We start from the raw sequence: 20,388 nt of genomic DNA, 5'->3' as shown, positions 1-20,388 counted from the left end.
ATAGAACACGGATTGCGCGGATGACGCTGATGCGCGCGGATCTCGTTATCCGTGTAAATCCGCCTGATCCGCGTCATCCGTGTTCCTGATTGGATGATTTTGCCCATACTCACAGACTTATGCTGCTCTACTTTGCGTTCTTCTCGTCCTGGCATGACAAAAATTAACAACGAACTTGTACGAACTCATGCTGCTAGAGTTCGTTTCAGTTCGTTTTAGTTCGTTGTTTTTTTCATGTCCATTTATGAACCGGGGTTCATAGCCGACTTTGCGGTGAATCGGTGCAATTAATCTGCGTTTATCTGCTTTTATCTGCAGTTCCTTCATTCTGGACAGGATAACAGGATGAACAGGATCAAAAGATAAGGAGTATCCTGTCGATCCTGTTAATCCTGTCTGAAAAATATAAAACTGTTTTATCACTGTCTGAAAAATAGAAAACTGTTTTATCACTCTATCGCCTTCCTCAATAACCCTTCAGTCTCCTTCTCCAGAGCCAGAATATCCGCCCTTATTTCCGAAAGCCTCCGCAACGGCTTATATTTATAAAAAAACTTCGTGAAATTAATTTCATATCCCTTCTTTGTTTTACTATTATCAATCCACGCATCCGGTACATGCGGTAATACTTCCCTCTCAAAATAGGTCTGTATATCTTCTTTGAGCGGCACCCGTTCATTATCCCTTAAATTAGCATCCGACTTGAGCTTTCCTTTCCCATCTTTCACAATATTCCCGCCTTCATCTCTCAAAGGTCGCTCAACCGTAATTTGCCAGTAGCCAAATTCTGAATTATCATATATCCTTGAAAATTCATTCTCCTTGAAATCACCATACATCCTGGTTATCGTTTCAATATGACCCTCGCCGATTTCATTGCGCTTATTACCCAGGCTTCTTGACATTTTATTGTAAAAGGTGACTGCGTTTACCAACTGGATTTTTCCCTTTCTCTCTTTGGCTTTTCTGTTAGTTACTATCCAGATGTAGGTGAAAATGCCCGTATTATAAAATAATTGATCGGGCATTGCAACAATGGCTTCAAGCATATCGTTTTCAATGATCCATTTTCGGATGTCGCTTTCCCCGCTTCCCGCACCGCCCGTAAACAAAGGCGACCCATTAAAAACAATTCCTATTCGAGATCCGCCATTTGCAGGTTTCATCTTGGAGATCATGTGCTGCAAAAACAAAAATGAACCATCGCTGATCCTTGGCAGTCCTGCGCCGAAACGCCCTCCAAAACCCCTTTTTTCATGTTCATCTTCGACCTGCTTTTGAACTTTCTTCCACTCAACGCCAAAAGGAGGATTTGAAAGCATATAATCAAACGTTTCATTCTCTAATCCATCATTAGTAAATGAATTTCCGAATTTTATATTTGAAGCGTTCTGGCCTTTGATGAGCATATCTGATTTACAGATTGCATAAGATTCCGGATTTACTTCCTGCCCGAATACTTCCAGTCTTGCATCAGGATTAAGCTCACGCACATATTCTTCAGATATTGACAGCATGCCTCCCGTTCCGCTGGTCGGGTCATATAGTGTTCTGACGATACCCTCTTTTGTTAAGATTTCTTTATCATTCACGAAAAGCAGATTAACCATCAGCCGGATCACTTCTCTTGGTGTAAAGTGCTCTCCTGCCGTTTCATTGGATAATTCAGAGAATCTCCTTATAAGTTCTTCAAAGATGTATCCCATCTCCAGATTGCTTACTTTATTCGGGTGCAGGTCAATCTCACCAAACCGCTTAACGATCATATAGAGCAAATCTGCATCATCCAGTTTTGAAATATGTTCATTGAATCCAAAATAATCAATGATTTCTCTTGCATTTATGGAGAAACCGTTGATATAATTATTGAGATTGGCAGCAATATTATTTGGATCTGCCTTTAATTTCTCAAAATCAAATTTGCTTTTGTTGTGGAAATTGAAACCTGCAATGCTGTTAAGGACAGGATCGGTGTTCTGGATATTCATGGTGGCAATTTTGGGTAGATAATCCAGGACTTTTTGTTTTGTCGGTTCCAACACGCAATCCAAACGTCTTAAAACAGTTAGCGGTAGTATTACTTTACCGTAATCCGATTGCTTATAGTCGCCTCGTAGAAGGTCAGCAATCTCCCAGATAAAATTAGCATTCTCCTTGACGTTTACCATAATATCGACACCATTTAGGCTTTGAAACTCATCTATACTATATAATTGTACTTTTTTTAAAAGTAAAAACAGCTAATCCATATCCTCCCTCAACCGCGCCGCTTTCGTAAAAAAGCTATCCGTGGAGAAATGCAGCACCAGGCTTGATGCGATCATCCCTGCCACAAAAATTGATGTGAAAATCGCTATCTGTATGGATGCCGCTTCCATCGGGTCAGCGCCGCCAAGCAGCATTCCAGTCATGACGCCGGGTATCCACAATGCCCAGGGTTTTTCATATTATGCTTCTAACTCAGAGCGCCTGTTTTTATCTCACAATTAACCCTTTCTCAGAACCATATATCCTGTCGCTACAAGACCTGCCGCAGCAAAAAATATCCAGTTCCATTGCCGGGTTTGGCCGTATCAACGGGTTTTGTTACTGGCGAACTGACCTGGGCTGCGCCGGCTTCCTGTGACGATGTGGATGGGGTTGTTGCTGCCGATGATAAGGTGGACGCAATGGGTGTGGTAGTTGTAGTGGTTGCATTGGCTATTGTAGCTTTAAAATCTACTTTTGGGCTATCCTTTAAAACCTGTTCAAAATATGGATAAAATCGCAGTTTTCATTTGCTTCCTTTGCCTCGAATACACCGAACTTATCTCCTGCTTTTATTTTGAGCACATTCCGGGATATCAGCCATGTGTATCTGAACTGGACAAAGGCTGACATGCCTTCTGCGCCTGTAAATATACTATCCACATAAGTTACGAATACGGGCACATCGGACTCACCGTTTACGTTTTTCTCAATATAGGTATATACTTCTCCTTCGTTCACAACCCGTTGGTCAAGATTTTTGCCGTCCTTATTGAAAGAAAGCCATGCCTGTCTTGGATTTGTTGCTTACCTGGAAAAACTTTTATCGCCTTTTTCATTCATCTGTCTCATGACCTCTTCATACTCAAGGGGATGTTCATGTTTCATCTGTTCCTCTGACAGGTTGCCTGTAAGCCATGCTTTTGACATGGGGAATACTTCAGGGCTATAATGAACATTCCACCAATGGACAATAAAAATAAACAGCGTAGCCAGTAATGCCTCATCTGTATGAACGATAGTGGAAAGATGCACGTAGGCATAAGGAATTACTTCCATAGCCTGGAATGGGTATAACATTATTAACCCGGTTACGCAAAGCATCACCATTCCCCAGAATGCACCCCAGTAATCAAATTTCTCTTTCCAGCTATACCTTCCATATTTTGGCGCTTGTGCTTTTCCAATGTAGAACATTATTGTCTGCCAGAAATCCTTTGCATCTTTTAAAGTCGGCCATACTTTTCTATCCAGCAATGATTCCTTATCAACAAAAACATGATAAACAACATGATACACCCCAAGGATGACCATCCCTATCCCTGCAGCATGATGTATCTGTGTCCTCATTGCAAATCCTCCAAGAAAATTGATTATAACCGGGGACCACCATGCATCCGGGAATTTCAGGGGCATTCCACTTATTACTAAAAGCATGAACGTCCCTATCATTGCCCAGTGCTCTGCAAGCTGATTGAAAGTAAACCTTTTAAAATAAATTTCACCCATATTTCTTTCTCCATTTTTATTAGATTCTAAAGCTTCAATTATTTTTTGCCGGGACATATTCTAAAATCTCCTCTGGATCTTGAGCCTTGATAAGAAATCAAGAATTACCATTCCTGTAAAGAAACCTATCACGGTAGTGGTCAATATCTTGAAAAATATTGCTATCCAGTAAGCAAGGTCAAATGGACCAAGGAAATAATCTTTCATATTAGAATCCATGCCCGTTTTATTCCACTTAAGCTCGGCAGTATGCAAAGACTCTTTATCATGTACAAGCCCTCCTGCCACCTTGGCATCAAAATTCACTCCCTCGTGGCAATTCTCTTTTCCGCATGTTTTAGGAATATTTTCAGGGTAAGTGCTTGAAGTGGGATCTGTATGGGATTTAGTTTTATGATTCTCATGGCAGTCGGCGCATGTTGCAACAAGGGTATAGCCTCTATCAAGCGCCCTCCAATGGAATGATTCTTTATATGTATCGAACCGGTCTGCCTTAATACCGTAATACCATGCACTCATCATCTCATTGTTTGAATGGCACTTGGCGCATGTCACAGGGCTGTTATGATGATTAGAAGATGAATTGGGATCTTTTATGGCCCGGATCTCATGTATTCCATGACAATCTGTGCAGGTTGCAGCTTCAGGATGGCCTTTCTGGATCGCATCCCAGTGAATGCTTGTTTTATAATCTTCAGTCTCCTTTACATGACATTTAGAGCAAATGCCTGTAATATTATTTCTTGTGGGCCTGCCCACAAAATCTCCTGACATTACAGTATTGGAGATCAAACTGGAATTGGATTTTTCTGCTCCACCATGGCAACTTGCGCAGTTAAAGCCTTTATCGTAATGAATATTGTTCCTGAATTCATTCACCACTTTAGTGTGGCAATGATAACATGAAACATCTTCCTGGGCACTAACAACACCGATAAATATCGATAATAAAACCATTAAAATCAATGTATATTTATTTTTAAATAGTGAATATATTTTATTGCTTAGAGACATTCAATGATACCTCTCTTAGTCGATCTATCCTTCCTTATAGCCCGTTTTTAATAAGTTAATTTTAACGTAATGCTTTATATAACTTATCATTTTTTTTTATCATTATTTTATATGTTATAACTATTTATCTTGAAAAGTTGATTAAATCAATAATGAACGCAGTTGATATTGAAAAAGAAATAGTATGTATTTATTCATTTCCTGACGAAGTTTATATTAAAATAATTCGTGAAGTGGGATTTGAATGTGATTTCTGCGGTAAATGCTGTACGAGTGAATTTAACGATCATGTCTTCCTGCTCGATGATGATGCGCAAAGGATAATCGAAAACTTCGGGAGGGAATTTCTCAGGCCTGCGCCATATTTTGATCTATGTGACAACCTTGGGAGATTTTACGTAATGGGTTATGCCCTGAAAACCAAACCCGATGGGGACTGCATATTCTATACCGGCACAGGATGCGAACATTATGAAGCTCGTCCCTGGATATGCAAAATATATCCATATATGCTTCACAGGGAGCCTGATGAAGAAGGAAATATTGAATTCAGGCAAATAAGCGGCCTGGATATGCATGGATTGTATCACAATGAAATAAGTGATAAGATATGCGAAGAGATAATAAAATCAGTAAAGGATTATGAATCCGGATTTCTCAGGCAAAAACTTGGATTTATCAAAGAAATCGAAAGATATTTCAAAGAAAATAATTTAAGAAACAGCAAGCAGATGTATGACCGGATGATGAGGCAGTATGAGAAAGGTAAAGAAATAGAGATATATGTATTCTTCCAGGGAATATTTAAAAAAGAAATAATAGCCAAACAAATTATTAACCCTGAGTGATATTGAGTAATCAAATTCGAATAAATATAACAGATATAATAGATATTTATGACAAAAGAATGTTATTATTGCGGTTTTAGGGATCCTATGCCGTTCACATGCAAATTTTGCGGTAATTCCTATTGTTATAACCACCGGCTTCCTGAATCACACAATTGTCCAGGGCTGTTAGAATATAAATCGAGGGCAAGAGATACCGGGATCTTTTATAAGAAGGACTCTGTAGTTAGACGGAAACAAAACCATTTCTTGAACTCACTAAATAATATTATTTCTGCTGTTAAAAGTAATTATTCTCTGATGATTCTTTTGATCGTTCTCATTTCTTTTGTGTTGCAGTATATTATTCCCGGATATTTTTCTTATCTGGCTCTTTCACCCTATTATATTTTCTCCAGGCCATGGACACTTATCACACACATGTTCCTGCATTCCGGGCCTGTACATCTTCTCTTCAATATGATGTTTTTATTCTTTTTCGGACCTGAGCTTGAGCGACGGATAGGGGGAAAAAGATTCCTCTTTGTATTTTTCATTTCCGGAATTATCGCTGCGATCGGCTATTCATTGTGGTCGGTTTTCATTTTGAAACAATATTCGACAGCCGTTGGTGCGAGTGGCGCTTTGTTCGGGATATTTGCATGTCTTGCTATTCTTGCGCCAGATATTGAGGTTGGCTTGTTTTTTTTTATTCGCATGAAGATAACATATGCATTGATATTTTTTGCTCTTCTGGACCTTTTGTTCATAGGCTCAAGCGGTGACCTGGTAGCAAGAAGTGCACACTTAAGCGGGGTGGTAGCGGGTCTGGCTTTTGGAAAATACTTAAAAAAGAAAGGAAATTATCTTCGTTAATAAGATATTATATTTCTCCGGGTCCTGCTATTCTTTTATAATCGCTATGGTATTCGTATGATTTATCTCCAGCTTTTAAGATGATCTTGAACCCGGGTGTAATTACCTGTGCATACACCATGCCTTTTTCAGGATAGCCAAGGCTGGTGTCCGGCCACTCAACCGCTTCTTGTTTAACCAGCTGAATATTTTCAATGGGAATTTTTAATCGTTCAGAAAGATCTTTTTTGGCCAGATCCACCACCGGAGAATATTCAGGGGTGACAGAATTATTATAAATCGGCTCATTTTGACTTTGTTCCACGCAACCCGTGAAATAAATTGATATTAAAAACAGGACCATTAATCGTTTCATAATATTGTATCTTTCTTGAACATATTTAATATGATTGCAATCAAGTTCAATCATTATATTGAAAATATATTTATATCAAATAGACCATATTAAACGTCTATAATGAACGGAGAATTTACGGAAATAATCGAAGCATCACGACCATCTGTGACTGTAATCGGACTTGGGGGTGCCGGAAGCAACATAATAACCTTCCTTTCTGAAAAAAACATTGCTGGCGCAAAGATCATTGCGGCAAATTCAGATATCAGCCATCTTATCCTCCAGCGGGCGGATAAATTATTGCTGCTTGGAAAAGATAGAGGTAAAGGCAAAGGATGCGGTGGATTCCCGGAAGTTGGCGCAGAATGCGCATGGGAAAGTAAGGAGGATATCCAAAAAGAACTTGAAGGAGCAAATATTGTATTTATCGTCGCAGGTCTTGGGGGAGGGACTGGAACAGGCTCAGCCCCTGTTGTTGCAGAAATTTCACGCTCAATGGGCGCACTCACAATAGCCTGCTTGACAATGCCTTTTGAAATCGAATCCTTGAGGCGTGAAAATGCCAAAAAAGCAATACGTGCTCTTTCGCAAACATGTGATTCCGTCGTTTTGATAGATAACACAAAACTCAGGCAGGTCGCAGGAAACCTGCCTCTTAAGACGGCTTTTGCTGTAGCGAATTCATTAATCGGAGCATTCATTAAAAGTATTACGGAAACCATCACCCTCCCGAGCCTTATGAACCTTGATTTTGCAGACTTAAAAGCTGTGCTTGAAAATAAAGGTATTTCCTCATTCGGGATAGGGGAATCAGAAGGTCCGGACCGCGTGAAAAAAGCAGTATTAAAGGCAGTATCTGCTCCTCTTCTTGATATTCCTGATCTTGGGTCTGCACATGGTCTGCTGATCCATATCAGTGGCGGGCAGGACCTGACCCTTGAAGAAGTGGCGCATGTGGATGAATTGATGGCGCAACAGGTTCCAGGTACAAAAAGGATAATCTGGGGTGCAAATGTGGATGAGACCATGACAGGGCGAATCCGCATTATGGCATTGTTCGCAAGTGTTGGCAACCCTTTTGAGTAAGTGTAAAGGGTTGTTTTTTTGTTATAATCATAATTATTACAATCATTTTTTAAATCTTTAAACTGCAATAATTATAAGTAGACAGTAATCCAATATGAAAATAATCATTCAAGACGATCATTGACGATTTATTGAGTGAACCAGAATATGGAGGAAGAAAATGATACATGAGAAATTATGGAACAGGATATTATTCTGTATGTTAATATCTATCTTACCAGCGATGCTGCTTGTTCCTTTATGAGCAGCACAAAAAGAGATTCTTTGATTTTTCCGTAGATTTTTTTGCTTTCGTACTTTTTGCTTTTGAGAAAAAAGCTCTTTTAAACAAGTTTATATCGTATTGAAATAGATACGTCTAACCCGAAAAATATGCTCGAAATAATAACTCCCTCCCGTCTGCATCTGACACTGATCGATATGAATGCAAGCATTGGGCGCGTTGATGGAAGCATTGGCCTGACTCTTGATAATCCCGTAATAAAAGTTAAAGCCCGAAAATCGGATATTATTGAAATAACAGGTAAGAGCGAGCATATTGAACGCATAAGGAATAGCGCAAAAGCTCTGCTTCCTGATGGCGAGGGAATACAGATCTCAATCGAAGAAGATTACCCATCACATATCGGTCTTGGTTCAGGCACCCAGGCAGCTCTTGCGGCTGGCATGGCTGTAAGTGAATTATATGGCCTTGGCCTGTCTGTTCATGAGATCGCAGTAAAAGTGGGAAGGGGAGGCACAAGCGGAATTGGAGTCGCTGCATTTGAAAATGGCGGATTCATACTTGACGGGGGTCACAAATTCAGCCAGAAGAGGGCATTTCTTCCCTCAGCTGCAAGCAAGCTTCCGCCAGCGCCAGTTTTATTAAGAAAAGAGTTCCCTGATTGGGATATTGTTGTAATTGTGCCAGAACAGAAAGGTGCGTCACAGCAAAGTGAAGTGGATATATTCCGGAAAGAATGTCCGGTTCCACTCAAAGAAGTTGAGGCACTATCCCATGTGATCCTGATGCAGCTTCTTCCTGCACTTTTTGAGAATGACATCGTTACATTCGGGAAAAGTATTTATGCAGTCCAGGAACTGGGTTTTAAGAAACGGGAAGTTGAATTGCAGCCAGCTTCATTTGATTTGATACAGGCTTTAAGAGATGGCGGCGCCAATGGCGCAGGGATGAGTTCATTCGGGCCAACCGTGTATGCTTTCGGGGAGGATATGGAAAACCTCAAGAAAATCGCAAGTGAACTCCTTGGTGGCAAAGGGCTGGTATTTAGTACCAGAGCGAGGAACATGGGAGCGATTATTGATAGATGTCAATAAGAATTAGTATATTGAAACATTATGAAAGTCTCTCCAGGGACTATGATCATAGATTTGACAATCCCCGCATCAATTATATGAGGTCAGTAGAGAAAATAGTTCTCCTGAGTAGCCTGAAGATGGGATCAATACTTGATATTGGTTGCGGAACCGGAGAGCAATCTTTGTTCCTGGCTGAAAAAGGATATCGCGTACTGGGTTTAGATATATCTAAAGAGATGATAAAAATAGCAAAAGAGAGGATAAAAGATGCCAGATTCAAAGACAATTTGTCTTTTGTTATTGCATCAGCTGAATTTCTTCCATTTCGCGATAAAAGTTTTGAAGGCATAATTTCCATCTTTGGAATATTTAATCATATCCAGAAAGTCGATAATGCCTTCCAGGAGACATCCAGGGTTTTAAAAACCGGCGGACAGGCCATCTTTACAATTGTTAACAGGTGGAACCTGACCTGGTGGGTCAATGCTTTTATAAGATGTAAAGTAAGCTGGATAATATCTTCCCTGAGAAGTAAAGAGTATGTAGTGAATGGATTGTGGACGTATTATTTTTCAAGAGGGGACCTGATAAAAAGACTTAAGGGTGTCGGATTCAAAGTAAGAATTGGAAGTTTGTTATTGTTTGTGTACCCGTTTTATTCAAAAAAATTATTATTGCATGAAAAAATATTCATTCGTTTTGAGGATGCAGCCCGATGGTATTACCCATTCAATAGCCTGGGTTATTATCACCTTGTCATAATAGAAAAAGATGCCGTATAATGCTTTGAAAAACTACAGCTTCACAGGCAAAAAATTATTTTGTGTTTTTGGAAAGGTATTTAATATCCTACCACCATAATGGGTTGCCTTCGCTTATAAGAATTTGAAAATCAATTGAAAATAATAATTATTGGAGAAAATTAAATGGCAAGAATGCATACACGCAAAAAAGGTCAGGCAGGGTCCACAAAACCAATCAGGACGGAGCCCCCAAAGTGGTCGAACACGAACAAGGATGAGATCGAGAGTACTATACAGCAGCTTGCAACGAGCGGAACATCCTCAAGCAAGATCGGCATGATCTTAAGAGACCGTTATGGCGTCCCTGATGTCACACTTGTGACCGGTAAGAAGATAGGGACCATAATGAAGGAAAAGAATGTTTCTTCAAAAGTCCCGGAGGACATTCATAATATTATAATCGATGTACTTGATCTCAATAAACACATTTTAAAGAATCCTAAAGATATGCATAATAAGCGCGCGCTTAATAATAAGATATCAAAAATAAGGAGACTTGAAAAATATTATCGCCGTGAAGGTGTACTTCCAGCAGACTGGAAATTCTCTATTCAGAGAGCAGAAATGCTCATTTCATAAGTCCCGATGACTGATGGACAGGAAAGCCTCGTTGAAATTGAGGCTTTAAGCAGGCAGGTAGCAGAAGCCATATTGGAACATGATATAGTTCGGCTTATCTCGCATAACGATGCTGATGGATTATCTGCTGCCGGTATCATGTGTAATGCCCTTCATAGGAAGGGCATACTTTTTCATGCTGCGATAGTCAGCCAGTTTGACCAATCAACTTTAGACTTAATTGAAAAAACATCCAATGGACCCGTTATTCTTTGCGACATGGGAAGCGGCCAGGTCGAACTGACTTCCAGGATAAAAGAAGCCATTATAATTGACCATCATAAACCAACAGGGAAACTGGAACATATCCAGTTCAATCCGCATCTTGTGGGTATTGACGGCTCAACTGAATTATGTGCTTCATGCGGCGCTTATATGGTGGCCCGCCAGATGGGTGATAATACCGACCTTGCAGGACTTGCTATTGCAGGGGCGACAGGGGATAAACAGCCAATGAAAGGCGCTAATAAATTTATCCTCGATGAAGCCATTGCCAGGAAGACAGTAACTTCCAGTAGAGGGCTTCGAATGGGGGATGGGTCACTCGCAGAAATTTTTGAAAATAGTGTAGACCCTTATCTTGATATAACCGGTGATAAGGATAAGATCAAGGTCTTTCTGGATAGTCTTGGAATAAAAGGTGAATTGCGAAATCTTTCAGAAGAACAATTGATGAAACTTTCTTCTGTAATCATATTGAAACTTGTAAAGCAGGGAAGCCTTCCGGCTGTTGATTCTCTTATAGGTGACAACTATAACCTGAACAGGGAAGTTGTACAAAATATTTATGATTTTGTAAATATCCTGAACGCCTGCGGTAAAGATGAAAAGGCAGGAATTGCACTTTCGCTGTGTATGCGGGATGAATCGGTCATTGATGAGGCAAAGGTCATAACACGAGAGAACCAGCGCGCTTTGATCAGCGTAATTAAAAAAGCACAAGCCCGGATCAAGTCAGCCCGGAGTTTCAGGTATGTGCTTCTGGAGGATTCAAGCGGCACTGGAATAATTGCAGGAACAATGACGCGATACTTATATCCGGATAAGCCTTTCCTCACATTTAACGAAATTGAGGGAAAGATCCGTGTTTCAGGCCGCGGGACAAGGAAATTGGTGGGCAAAGGACTTGATCTTGCAGCGGCTATGAGGGAAGCATCAGCAGCTGTCGGAGGCATGGGAGGGGGACATGATGTCGCATCCGGTGCCACGATACCCACTGGAACGGCAATGAAGTTCATAGATCTGATCGATTCAATTATTGAAAAACAGTTAAAACCAAAAGCATGAAGATAGAAGGAAAATTAACATTCAAAAGCGAAAGAGCAGGAGAACTGGTTAATATTATTGCGGTTAATATTATTGCCCGGTCCCTGGCGCCGGATAATGTTCCTGGAATAAAGACAATTATTGAAGATGGTTCTGCGATGGTTTTATTCGAAGGAGAAAAGGTAGGTACGATCCTTGCTTCGGTTGATGATTACTTGATGAATGCAAAAATTGCGTATGAAATGATAAATTTAAATAATATGATCCCCGGGTCATGTACTAAAAAGACAAATTGATATTCATGTCTCATCCATTTGATGACACTCTATTGATCAAACAAGTTGACCAACTGCTGCAAAGCTATTTGCGCTGGACAGGACGAGAGCTTATTCCTCCTTGTGGACTGCAAGAACGTGCCAGGGCACTATTTTATCAGCCGTTCGTAGTTCTCTCGCATGGGACACAGGAAGATCCTGTTTTGAACTACGGTAATCAGGCAGCACTTGACCTGTGGGAGATGACGTGGGAAGAATTCATTAAAATGCCATCTCGCCTTACTGCGGAGCCTGTTAATCGGGAAGATCGTGAAAGATTCCTTGAAGAGGTCAGACGCAATGGTTATATCGACACATACCGCGGAGTACGCATATCTGGAAAAAGTCGGAGATTCTTGATAGAGAGGGGCACGGTCTGGAATATCATTGATGAGAATAACAAATATGCGGGGCAGGCAGCGACTTTTAGCAGATGGACATATTTATAACTAATTTTTCCTTTTTCTTAAGAATTAAACAAGAAGTAAAGATTGTTAAAATTAATAAACAAATACATGTATATCATTCCTAACATTGCGCCTTTTGCCATCCTTCTGTTTTGAACGGGAATCCGATGCATTACTGACATTATGAGAAAGACTATTGTCAATTTGAACGGGACGAACCATTCCTGGTTATACAGGGGATTTAGTTCTTTGTTTTGCGGGTTTTGAAGTGCAAAATACGTGATCGTCAGGTCAGATATTTGCAGTATTGTGAATAATATTCCAAATAATATTATAAATCGTATGTATCCGGAATTACCACCGATCAAAGATTTAAATCTATAAAGAAAATTATATTTTACCTCACTTTTTACCTCCTGATTTTCCAGATTATTCACATGATCTTTTGCGTAGGTCATCTCATACACACCAATTCTAAACATCACCTTTATCTATTTAAATATATCTAATTGATTATATAATTATAATCGTTATTATCATAAGACATTTATCCAATTGAAAATGAAGTTTTATTCAACAGAGCAAAATATTCCAAAGCTTTTTATTGGTATACCTTGTCTTTTGAGGGAATATGCGAGCCGTTATTCCATTCAGGAAAAGTAATGCAAAGTCAAGATTAAGCTCATTGCTATCTGAAAAAGAGCGCGAGGAGCTTGCGATGGCTATGCTGAATGACGTGTCTGGAACACTTGTGAGTTCAGGATGTTTTGACGTGATCGATATTTTATCCACATCAATGATCGAAATCGAAGGTGTAAATATCGTTCTGACCGAGCTGGGTTTAAATGAAGCCCTGAATGAATATCTTGGCAAGATGTCCTCACATAAAATAAATGAGCCAGTCCTTATAATTATGGCGGATATCCCGCTTGTCTCAACAAAGAACATATTGGACATTGTTTCAACCAATGCAGATATCGTGATCGCACCCGGCAGGATGGGAGGCACGAATGCAATATTTATCCGCGACCCGGCAAGTTTCCATGTGGATTATTATGGTGCAAGTTATCTTAAACATCTTAAAATCGCTTCAGACCTTCATACAGAGGTCTTTGACTCTTTTAATCTCAGTACAGACATAGATGAAGTTCCTGACATTATAGAAGTCCTTCTTCACGGAAAAGGGTATTCGCAGGAATACTTAAAGAAGATCGGCATAGATATATTAGCGAACGGTGGTCGTGTAGGGGTTAAAAGGTAGACCTTTCCGATAAGCGTAGACATGCTTGTTTTCAATCTTGTTCTGTCTATCCCTTGATCCAGAGCCTTCCAGGACATGAAAGGAGAAACATTATCTGAGGTATTCGATTTTATTGAAAATAAAAAGTCTATAAAAACAAGCTCGCAATCAAGCCAACCAATATCGCAATTACGAAACTAAGCAAAGTTCCGATTAAAACTTATCGAATGACCAGCAAAATATAGGTCAGTTCTTTGCTGCGATAAACACTCATCCCCGCAGATTCTATTTTTGCATTTTTAACCATTTACATGAACTTGATGCCCTTCGGCATCTCTCCTACCTTTTCCCTGAAAACCTCAGGCCAATTCTTTTCATCATACCCTTTCTGGGCAAAGAACGTGCTTGCCCATCTCTCAAGCCCGATTCCTGAACAGCCGCTCCATACGTCTTTTCCCGATTGCAGCTTTACATTGAATCCTTTGGTATACTTATCTCCGTTGACGCTAAGGTTCTGGAACTCAAGCCATTCACCATCCTTTCCCCGGTAAGGAAGCGGCGCCTCAAAGTCAATGGTCCCTACACCTGTTTGTCCGGCAAGACCTGTGAGTCCTTCCTGTGCCATGAACCATGGTGTTACCCATGCCATTCTCCATTCAAGGTCAAGGATATCATTAAAAACATGTTTATAGCACTCCTGCATCTGCTTTGAATGTTCAAGCACCTGTTCTGGAGTGCCAATGAACAGGAGTTCGATCCTGTGGAATTCATCCACTCTTTCCATGCCGTGTATGCCGCCGCTCTCGTACCTGTGTGATGTGCCTGAGCGGTCAAACACCTTTACAGGGAATGATTCATCCGAAACCGTTTTTCCCTGCATGAAAGGCCAGAACGATGGGCACTGTGCATAACACAATCCGCCCAGGGGTTTATCGATCTTCTCTGCGATCATATCAATGGGGACTTCTAATGTGACTTTGTAATTATCTATAACTTCTTCCCAGAATGCAGGGTCTCTTGTTTTGGGAGGGCAAACATAGTAGATTTCCGGATATACGCCCTTTGCATGCCCCGAATGTTTCCAAACGTCCCATGGAACAAGCTTGGGGAAGATCATTTCAACATAGCCAAGGGGTTTTATGACTTCTTCAAGCACAATTTGTTCAAAAGTCCTGAAAATCCGTGTCATCTGGGGGCCATGTATCCACTGCCCGCGGCCTGCGGCACGCTTTATCCAGCCGCGCTTTTCCGCTTCAACCGTGGGATCACCGTTGAATGTCATTTCCTTTTTCGGACCTTCCCAGAGAAGGCTCCAGTGCTCCGTTTTTCCACCAAAGCTTTGCGCTGCGATCTTATCTTCAATGAGTGAAATTATCCTGTCCGGGATCTTATTCTCAAGCTGCGTTTCACCTACCTCAAGTGAAAGAGTGATCATCCCGTCCTCAAACTCAATTGATTTTACAAAAGGTATCTTTTGCTGGTGCAGCGGTTCCTTTGATGGCATTTTTACAATGAACTCTTCAACATCAACACCTCTAACGCCAATCTTATATGCCTTGCCAATAACGCCAGCAAGAGGCTTCCTGAGCCTTATGAATGCGTCATGTGCGCGCAGGTACCTGTCTGATTCGATATCAAAGAATATACTGTTATCACGGATTTCCCAGTTTATGATCTTAGCACCCCTTCCGGCCGGAACGCCCTTCTGGAGGATGGTCGCTTTTGACTCTTCAATGAATTTTTCAACTTCTGCCCTGGCAGCTGTCACATCCGCACTTGTTTTATAGCTTCCTTTTAAGTGAAAGTAAGGTTCCATAGTTTCAGTCCCATAAATTATTGATATGAAGATATTGATTACGATTTATCGGTTCTTATACGATTTAGATGTTATTTAAACTTTCATTTTTTGCGCCACTACCGCAAAATGATCTGAATGATACGGTTCAAGATTCATCAATTCTTTTACTTTAAACTTTCCTTCCAGTTTTTTCACTTCCAGATCGGCCACATCCCCTGGATCTCTTGTTGAATCAATGCTTCTTGCCTTTATCATTAAAACAAGGATACCATCTTTTTTGAGATACATCCGGGCATTCCTGATAGCGATCATGGCCTGATCTTTCTGAGCCACATCCTGATAAATAATATCCACTTCAGGAACCATATTTTGATATGATTTCGGATTTTTTGCATCTGCCAGTATGGGTGCAAGGTTCATCCTTGAAGCACTGATATTAATGAGATCTTTCATTGCCCGTGGCGAGAATTCTACGGCAAAAACAATGCCACCGGAAACGATATCTGAAACATGGCTCACAGTCGTTCCATTTGCCGCTCCAAGGTAAAGAACACTGTTATTTTTCCTTAACGATATCGGTGAACCTTTTAATACCAGGGCTGCAAGCTTGCTTCGAAACGGGTCCCAGATGCGATATTCTTCATTTTCAATATCGATGAGTTTTTCATCATAAACTCTTATTCCGGGAACAAGATTTTTTGTAATTAATCTTTTAGAACCATCTGAAATAACAATAAAAGAATTATCAAGCCCGGTTCCGATTAATTCGATTGTTTCCATTTATCGCGGTTGTTTTTGATTTAAAATTTATCGATCATTAAGTCTTTTGAAAGAACATCTGATAATTTAAAACAACGAACAAATACGAACTGATACGAACTCACGCGCCAGAGTTCGTTCGTGTTCGTTTCAGTTCGTTGTTTTTATCATATATCAAAACCTTATACTTATATTTCCTTAAGCAATCGCGCAATATCGTCCCCGACATCAGTTGTCGTGTTTGAGCCGCCCATATCGTATGTTTTTATTTTATTGTTAACAATATTTTTCTCGATAGCCTGCACGATCTGTCTGGAAGCCTCTTTTTCACCCAGATGGTCAAGAAGCAGCGCCCCTGCCCAGATGGTCGCTATTGGATTAACCTTGTTCAGTCCCTTGTATTTTGGCGCGCTGCCATGGATGGGTTCGAACATGCTTGTGCCTTCAGGATTAATGTTCCCGCCTGGAGCAAGTCCAAGACCTCCCTGGATCATTGCGCCAAGATCTGTTATTATGTCACCGAACATATTTGGTGAAACAACTACATCGAAAAACTCAGGATTCTTGACAAACCACATGGTTACAGCATCCACATAATTGAAATCCGTTTTTACCTGCGGGTATCCGGAAGCTATTGACGTGAATTCTTCCCGCCAGAAACCGTAGATATCAGATAATACATTCGCCTTATCCACTGAAGACAGATGTTTATTCCTGTTCTTTGCAATCTCAAATGCATAACGGATCACCCTGCGTGTGCCTTCTTTACTGATAAGACCAAGCTGGTAGCCTATTTCTTCACTATCTGAAGTGATATCAAGGCCGAATTTTACATTATACATGTTCCTTATAACTTCAAGTGTTTTCTTGCTCTTCCCTTTTTTGGCACGCCCGCCAATTCCGATATAGAAGTCTTCGGTATTTTCCCGCACTACTACAAAGTCAATATCCTTTGCAGTTTTATCTTTCAACGGGGTCCAGACTCCTTCAAGAAGTTTCACAGGACGGAGGTTTACATACTCATCAAAATAGAACCTGATATTCAGGAGAATTCCTTTTTCAAGTATTCCAGGCTTTACCCTTTCATCTCCGATTGACCCGAAATAGATCGCCTGGTATTTTGAAAGATCTTTTAGCGTATCTTCGGATATCAGCTCACCTGTTTCAAGATAATGGTCGGCTCCATGCGGATATTCGATCCATTCAATATCAAAGCCGAATTTTTCACCCGCAGTTTCAAGGACTTTTCGTCCTTCTCTTATTATTTCCGGGCCGATACCATCACCGGGGATTACAGGGATTTTGTATTGTGTCATTTATTGTCCTCAAATTTCATTTTATTTCATTTTATTTTTCCCCTCTGAATTCCCTGTCAGGTAATTAAATTAACTACCGGACTTTCGGAAGCATTAAAGAATCATAAAAAATCCATGCAAAAGTATTTTATACATCTCTTTCGATTCTAGGCAATATGAAGGCATATGAGTTTGATTTCCCGGAGGATCGGTACTACATGAAAAATCACGTATGGCTGAAGCCTGAAAATGGGGAAATACTCATAGGAATAACCGAACTCGGCCAATCATTATCCAAAGGAATCGTACACATTGATCTTCCTGAAATAGGAGAATCAATCAAAAAAGGAGACATGCTTGTGGCATATGAAACGATAAAGGCAGTATCCCAGATATCAGTTCCATTTGATACGAAAATAACATCAGTAAATGAAAAGCTCTGGGATGACCCGAATGTTATCAATAGTGACCCTTACAATGAGTGGATCGTGAAAGTAAAAGGGAAATTTGATGAAAGCAAAGTAATGAAAGTTGAAGAAGCAACAGGATATTATGTCAGGCTGATCGCTAAAGAACGAGAACGATATGCTGGTAATTAACTTTATATATTACAATGTAATAACCTAACAAAAGAGGAAAAATAATGGTTGAAATAGAGGGACATAATCTTCCGGAAGAATTGTATTATACTAAAGATCACACATGGGCAAGGATTGAAGACAATGGTACTGTTACAGTTGGTCTTGATGCCTTCGGAACAAAAGCAGCAGGAAATATAGAATTTATTGACCTTCCCCTTGATGATGACGAATTCGAAGCAGGAGAAGCATTCGGATCGCTTGAATCAGCAAAATGGGTGGGCGGCTTATTAACGCCTGTTTCCGGTACTGTAATAGAAGTAAATGAAAATATCGAGGATGAACTTGATCTCTTAAAAGGAGACCCATATGGAGAAGGCTGGTTGATTAAATTAAAGCCCAGCAACCTGAAGGATGACCTGAAAAGTCTTGTTCATGGACTTGATGTAAGTCCGTGGCTTAAAAAAGAGATCGAGAACCGGAAGAAAAAATAGATTACAGCTTTTGTTCTCTTTTTTTATTTAAGTATAAAACCAGATAGGCCACAGCCCGGATAATTAGCAGTATAAATGCAACTTTAAGAAAAGTTGCCATCGAGCCTTGCGCTTCTGTGATTATACCTGCAAAGCTTACAATCAGGGTTCAAAGGGGCAAGAAAGCTCCCGACTTCAGTCGTGGAGAGGAATTGCCCCTTTGCAAGTGTGATACCTAACCCGAAAAAAGAATTGTTAAGGTTCGATTTTAAGGGTTAGGCATAACGAATATATAGGATTAAACACATATATAGATTGTTAAGGTTCGACATGAATATGAATAAAAATGAAACCATCAAAGCCACCCTTAAAGCAACAAGAGCAAAACGAAAGAATCAGACTTGCAAAGTCTATGAAATCAAATTAGACAAATCACATCTCAACAATGCAACAAAAACACACCTTAACAGATTATTCATCGAAGCAAAATGGTTCTATAATCACATTCTAGCTCAACATAAGATTTTTGGAATGGATGATAATGTTCATCAAGTTCCAGTAAAAGTCAAAGATATATTTGAAATCCGTGACTTGCAATGCCTTTCAGCACAGATGAGGCAAAGTATTCTCAGCAGGACACAGGACAATATCAGAGGATTAGCAGAACGAAAAAAGAAAGGATATAAAATCGGGAAATTGAAATATAAAAGTTTGATTCAATCAATCCCGCTAAAACAATATGGAAATACCTATAAAATATTGAATACAAAATATATTCGTGTACAGGGAATCAAACAGAAATTAAAAGTAATTGGATTAAAGCAAATCCCTGTTGATTCAGATATTGCTAATGGTACTTTGATTCACAAAAATGGTGATTATTATTTATCAATCACGACATATCAGGAAAAAGGAAAGACAAAACAAGTACATGCAAACAAATCAGTAGGAATAGATTTCGGTCTTAATAGACAATTAATGCTTTCAAGAACGGGAATAGCAATCCAGTATTCCATCCCGATCAGTCCGAAACTTCGGAGAATTGCAAGAACACTCAGCAAGCAGAAACTCCATAGCAAGAATTGGAATAAGACCAGAATCAAACTCAATAAGGAATATGATAAAACAACCAATATCAAAGAAGATATTAAAAACAAAGTCGTTAGCTTCCTGAAAAACAATTATGAAACTGTATGCGTTCAGGATGAGAGTTTAAAAGCATGGCAACGGATATGGGGAAGAAAAATCTTATCTACTTCAATCGGAGGGATAATAAGCACACTTAAGAAAAAGGTACATACTCTGATTGAAGTACCAAAGAATTTCCCATCAACCAAAACATGCTCGAAATGCGGAAACATTCAGGAAATAGCTCTGGATGAACGAGTTTATATTTGCAAAAATAAGAATTGTAATAATATCCTGGATAGAGATCACAATTCAGCAGATAATATGGAAAATGAAGGATTAAAACAAGTAGGTACGGTGCGTACCGAATTAACGCCTGTGGAAATTGAAGCCAATACTTCGATGTTCCTGAGATATTTGAACAATATCCCATACATCAGAGCAAGTTCGGTTTATGAATCAGGAAGCTCCCGGCTTTTAGCCGGGGAGTAGCTCACACAACACAAAACATTTA

24 protein-coding genes and 2 pseudogenes are annotated in these 20,388 nt (G+C 39.9%); 15 read left to right on the top strand and 11 right to left on the bottom strand.

What is annotated here, in order from left to right; genetic code table 11:
- Positions 1 to 117: 117 nt before the first annotated feature.
- The 3 genes from CL181_RS11705 to CL181_RS11695 all read right to left on the bottom strand — a co-directional run bounded on the left by CL181_RS11705 (position 118) and on the right by CL181_RS11695 (position 2,429).
- Positions 118 to 453, bottom strand: a complete 336-nt coding sequence (locus CL181_RS11705; protein WP_097299493.1) for a hypothetical protein — start codon at positions 451 to 453, stop codon at positions 118 to 120.
- The gene (locus CL181_RS11700) at positions 450 to 2,168 is read right to left on the bottom strand and encodes a class I SAM-dependent DNA methyltransferase (protein WP_097299492.1); all 1,719 of its coding nucleotides are present in this window, start codon (positions 2,166 to 2,168) and stop codon (positions 450 to 452) included. Before CL181_RS11700 ends, CL181_RS11705 begins: the two co-directional genes overlap by 4 nt.
- Before the next feature lie 72 nt (positions 2,169 to 2,240).
- On the bottom strand, positions 2,241 to 2,429 hold the full coding sequence (locus CL181_RS11695) for an ABC transporter permease (protein ID WP_255251554.1): 189 nt from the start codon (positions 2,427 to 2,429) through the stop codon (positions 2,241 to 2,243).
- A gap of 135 nt (positions 2,430 to 2,564) precedes the next feature.
- Between CL181_RS11695 and CL181_RS11690 the strand changes: the two genes are divergently transcribed.
- On the top strand, positions 2,565 to 2,762 hold the full coding sequence (locus CL181_RS11690) for a hypothetical protein (protein ID WP_141398891.1): 198 nt from the start codon (positions 2,565 to 2,567) through the stop codon (positions 2,760 to 2,762).
- Here the strand turns inward: CL181_RS11690 and CL181_RS11685 are convergent.
- The 3 genes and pseudogenes from CL181_RS11685 to CL181_RS11675 form a co-directional block, all read right to left on the bottom strand.
- Positions 2,737 to 3,027 (bottom strand): annotated as a pseudogene (locus CL181_RS11685) (S-layer protein domain-containing protein); the annotation flags it as partial. The gene CL181_RS11690 and the pseudogene CL181_RS11685 overlap by 26 nt on opposite strands.
- 27 nt (positions 3,028 to 3,054) lie before the next feature.
- Positions 3,055 to 3,813 carry a formate dehydrogenase subunit gamma gene (locus tag CL181_RS11680; RefSeq protein ID WP_097299488.1) on the bottom strand — a complete coding sequence of 253 codons (759 nt, stop codon included), beginning with the start codon at positions 3,811 to 3,813 and terminating at the stop codon, positions 3,055 to 3,057.
- Between the two features lie 3 nt (positions 3,814 to 3,816).
- Positions 3,817 to 4,713 (bottom strand): cytochrome c3 family protein, encoded by an 897-nt coding sequence (locus CL181_RS11675; RefSeq protein ID WP_176505193.1) that lies wholly within the window; start codon positions 4,711 to 4,713, stop codon positions 3,817 to 3,819.
- 209 nt (positions 4,714 to 4,922) lie between these two features.
- Here CL181_RS11675 and CL181_RS11670 point away from each other — a divergent pair, with 209 nt between their 5' ends.
- From CL181_RS11670 to CL181_RS11665, 3 genes and pseudogenes are all read left to right on the top strand, one after another.
- Positions 4,923 to 5,618 (top strand): YkgJ family cysteine cluster protein, encoded by a 696-nt coding sequence (locus CL181_RS11670; RefSeq protein ID WP_097299486.1) that lies wholly within the window; start codon positions 4,923 to 4,925, stop codon positions 5,616 to 5,618.
- A 48-nt stretch (positions 5,619 to 5,666) separates the two neighbouring features.
- A pseudogene (locus tag CL181_RS21190) lies at positions 5,667 to 5,774 on the top strand (AN1-type zinc finger domain-containing protein); the annotation flags it as partial.
- A 144-nt stretch (positions 5,775 to 5,918) separates the two neighbouring features.
- Positions 5,919 to 6,473 (top strand): rhomboid family intramembrane serine protease, encoded by a 555-nt coding sequence (locus CL181_RS11665; RefSeq protein WP_255251558.1) that lies wholly within the window; start codon positions 5,919 to 5,921, stop codon positions 6,471 to 6,473.
- A 7-nt stretch (positions 6,474 to 6,480) separates the two neighbouring features.
- Here CL181_RS11665 and CL181_RS11660 read toward each other — a convergent pair whose 3' ends face one another.
- Positions 6,481 to 6,828 carry a hypothetical protein gene (locus CL181_RS11660; RefSeq protein ID WP_141398890.1) on the bottom strand — a complete coding sequence of 116 codons (348 nt, stop codon included), beginning with the start codon at positions 6,826 to 6,828 and terminating at the stop codon, positions 6,481 to 6,483.
- Positions 6,829 to 6,930: 102 nt separating this feature from the next.
- On the opposite strand from CL181_RS11660, the gene ftsZ reads away from it, so the two are divergent.
- The 7 genes from ftsZ to CL181_RS11625 all read left to right on the top strand — a co-directional run bounded on the left by ftsZ (position 6,931) and on the right by CL181_RS11625 (position 12,645).
- Positions 6,931 to 7,896: a cell division protein FtsZ gene (ftsZ, locus tag CL181_RS11655; RefSeq protein WP_097299483.1), complete on the top strand. Its 966-nt coding sequence runs from the start codon at positions 6,931 to 6,933 to the stop codon at positions 7,894 to 7,896.
- A gap of 372 nt (positions 7,897 to 8,268) precedes the next feature.
- The gene (locus CL181_RS11650) at positions 8,269 to 9,213 is read left to right on the top strand and encodes a beta-ribofuranosylaminobenzene 5'-phosphate synthase (RefSeq protein WP_097299482.1); all 945 of its coding nucleotides are present in this window, start codon (positions 8,269 to 8,271) and stop codon (positions 9,211 to 9,213) included.
- Positions 9,204 to 9,977, top strand: coding sequence for a class I SAM-dependent methyltransferase (locus tag CL181_RS11645; RefSeq protein WP_097299481.1), 774 nt, complete (start codon positions 9,204 to 9,206; stop codon positions 9,975 to 9,977). The genes CL181_RS11650 and CL181_RS11645 overlap by 10 nt, the downstream gene beginning before the upstream one ends.
- 144 nt (positions 9,978 to 10,121) lie before the next feature.
- Positions 10,122 to 10,577 carry a 30S ribosomal protein S15 gene (locus CL181_RS11640; protein WP_097299480.1) on the top strand — a complete coding sequence of 152 codons (456 nt, stop codon included), beginning with the start codon at positions 10,122 to 10,124 and terminating at the stop codon, positions 10,575 to 10,577.
- A 6-nt stretch (positions 10,578 to 10,583) separates the two neighbouring features.
- Positions 10,584 to 11,903, top strand: a complete 1,320-nt coding sequence (locus CL181_RS11635) for a DHH family phosphoesterase (RefSeq protein WP_097299479.1) — start codon at positions 10,584 to 10,586, stop codon at positions 11,901 to 11,903.
- Positions 11,900 to 12,178: a KEOPS complex subunit Pcc1 gene (locus tag CL181_RS11630; RefSeq protein ID WP_097299478.1), complete on the top strand. Its 279-nt coding sequence runs from the start codon at positions 11,900 to 11,902 to the stop codon at positions 12,176 to 12,178. Before CL181_RS11635 ends, CL181_RS11630 begins: the two co-directional genes overlap by 4 nt.
- Positions 12,179 to 12,210: 32 nt before the next feature.
- Positions 12,211 to 12,645 carry an MEKHLA domain-containing protein gene (locus CL181_RS11625; RefSeq protein WP_217993162.1) on the top strand — a complete coding sequence of 145 codons (435 nt, stop codon included), beginning with the start codon at positions 12,211 to 12,213 and terminating at the stop codon, positions 12,643 to 12,645.
- A 17-nt stretch (positions 12,646 to 12,662) separates the two neighbouring features.
- Here the strand turns inward: CL181_RS11625 and CL181_RS21550 are convergent, their stop codons facing one another.
- Positions 12,663 to 13,061, bottom strand: coding sequence for a DUF5658 family protein (locus CL181_RS21550; RefSeq protein ID WP_369332919.1), 399 nt, complete (start codon positions 13,059 to 13,061; stop codon positions 12,663 to 12,665).
- A gap of 173 nt (positions 13,062 to 13,234) precedes the next feature.
- Here CL181_RS21550 and cofC point away from each other — a divergent pair, with 173 nt between their 5' ends.
- Positions 13,235 to 13,864 (top strand): 2-phospho-L-lactate guanylyltransferase, encoded by a 630-nt coding sequence (cofC, locus tag CL181_RS11615; protein WP_097299475.1) that lies wholly within the window; start codon positions 13,235 to 13,237, stop codon positions 13,862 to 13,864.
- 286 nt (positions 13,865 to 14,150) lie between these two features.
- On the opposite strand, the gene CL181_RS11610 is transcribed toward cofC, so the two are convergent.
- From CL181_RS11610 to CL181_RS11600, 3 genes are all read right to left on the bottom strand, one after another.
- Complete coding sequence (locus tag CL181_RS11610) at positions 14,151 to 15,659, bottom strand: serine--tRNA ligase (protein ID WP_097299474.1); 1,509 nt, start codon at positions 15,657 to 15,659, stop codon at positions 14,151 to 14,153.
- Between the two features lie 75 nt (positions 15,660 to 15,734).
- The gene (locus CL181_RS11605; protein WP_097299473.1) at positions 15,735 to 16,421 is read right to left on the bottom strand and encodes a fibrillarin-like rRNA/tRNA 2'-O-methyltransferase; all 687 of its coding nucleotides are present in this window, start codon (positions 16,419 to 16,421) and stop codon (positions 15,735 to 15,737) included.
- Positions 16,422 to 16,588: 167 nt separating this feature from the next.
- A complete protein-coding gene (locus CL181_RS11600) occupies positions 16,589 to 17,716 on the bottom strand; it encodes an isocitrate/isopropylmalate dehydrogenase family protein (RefSeq protein WP_097299472.1) in 1,128 nt (375 codons plus the stop codon).
- A 197-nt stretch (positions 17,717 to 17,913) separates the two neighbouring features.
- Between CL181_RS11600 and CL181_RS11595 the strand changes: the two genes are divergently transcribed.
- The 3 genes from CL181_RS11595 (at position 17,914) to CL181_RS11585 (ending at position 20,366) form a co-directional block, all read left to right on the top strand.
- Positions 17,914 to 18,294: a glycine cleavage system protein H gene (locus CL181_RS11595; RefSeq protein WP_176505192.1), complete on the top strand. Its 381-nt coding sequence runs from the start codon at positions 17,914 to 17,916 to the stop codon at positions 18,292 to 18,294.
- A gap of 44 nt (positions 18,295 to 18,338) precedes the next feature.
- Positions 18,339 to 18,767, top strand: coding sequence for a glycine cleavage system protein H (locus tag CL181_RS11590; RefSeq protein WP_097299470.1), 429 nt, complete (start codon positions 18,339 to 18,341; stop codon positions 18,765 to 18,767).
- 315 nt (positions 18,768 to 19,082) lie between these two features.
- The gene (locus CL181_RS11585) at positions 19,083 to 20,366 is read left to right on the top strand and encodes a zinc ribbon domain-containing protein (RefSeq protein WP_176505191.1); all 1,284 of its coding nucleotides are present in this window, start codon (positions 19,083 to 19,085) and stop codon (positions 20,364 to 20,366) included.
- Positions 20,367 to 20,388: the final 22 nt, after the last annotated feature.

This window comes from Candidatus Methanoperedens sp. BLZ2 (assembly GCF_002487355.1).
Taxonomy (GTDB): domain Archaea; phylum Halobacteriota; class Methanosarcinia; order Methanosarcinales; family Methanoperedenaceae; genus Methanoperedens.
The sequence above is the reverse complement of the archived record's forward strand: the minus strand, read 5'-3'. Positions and strand labels throughout refer to the sequence as shown.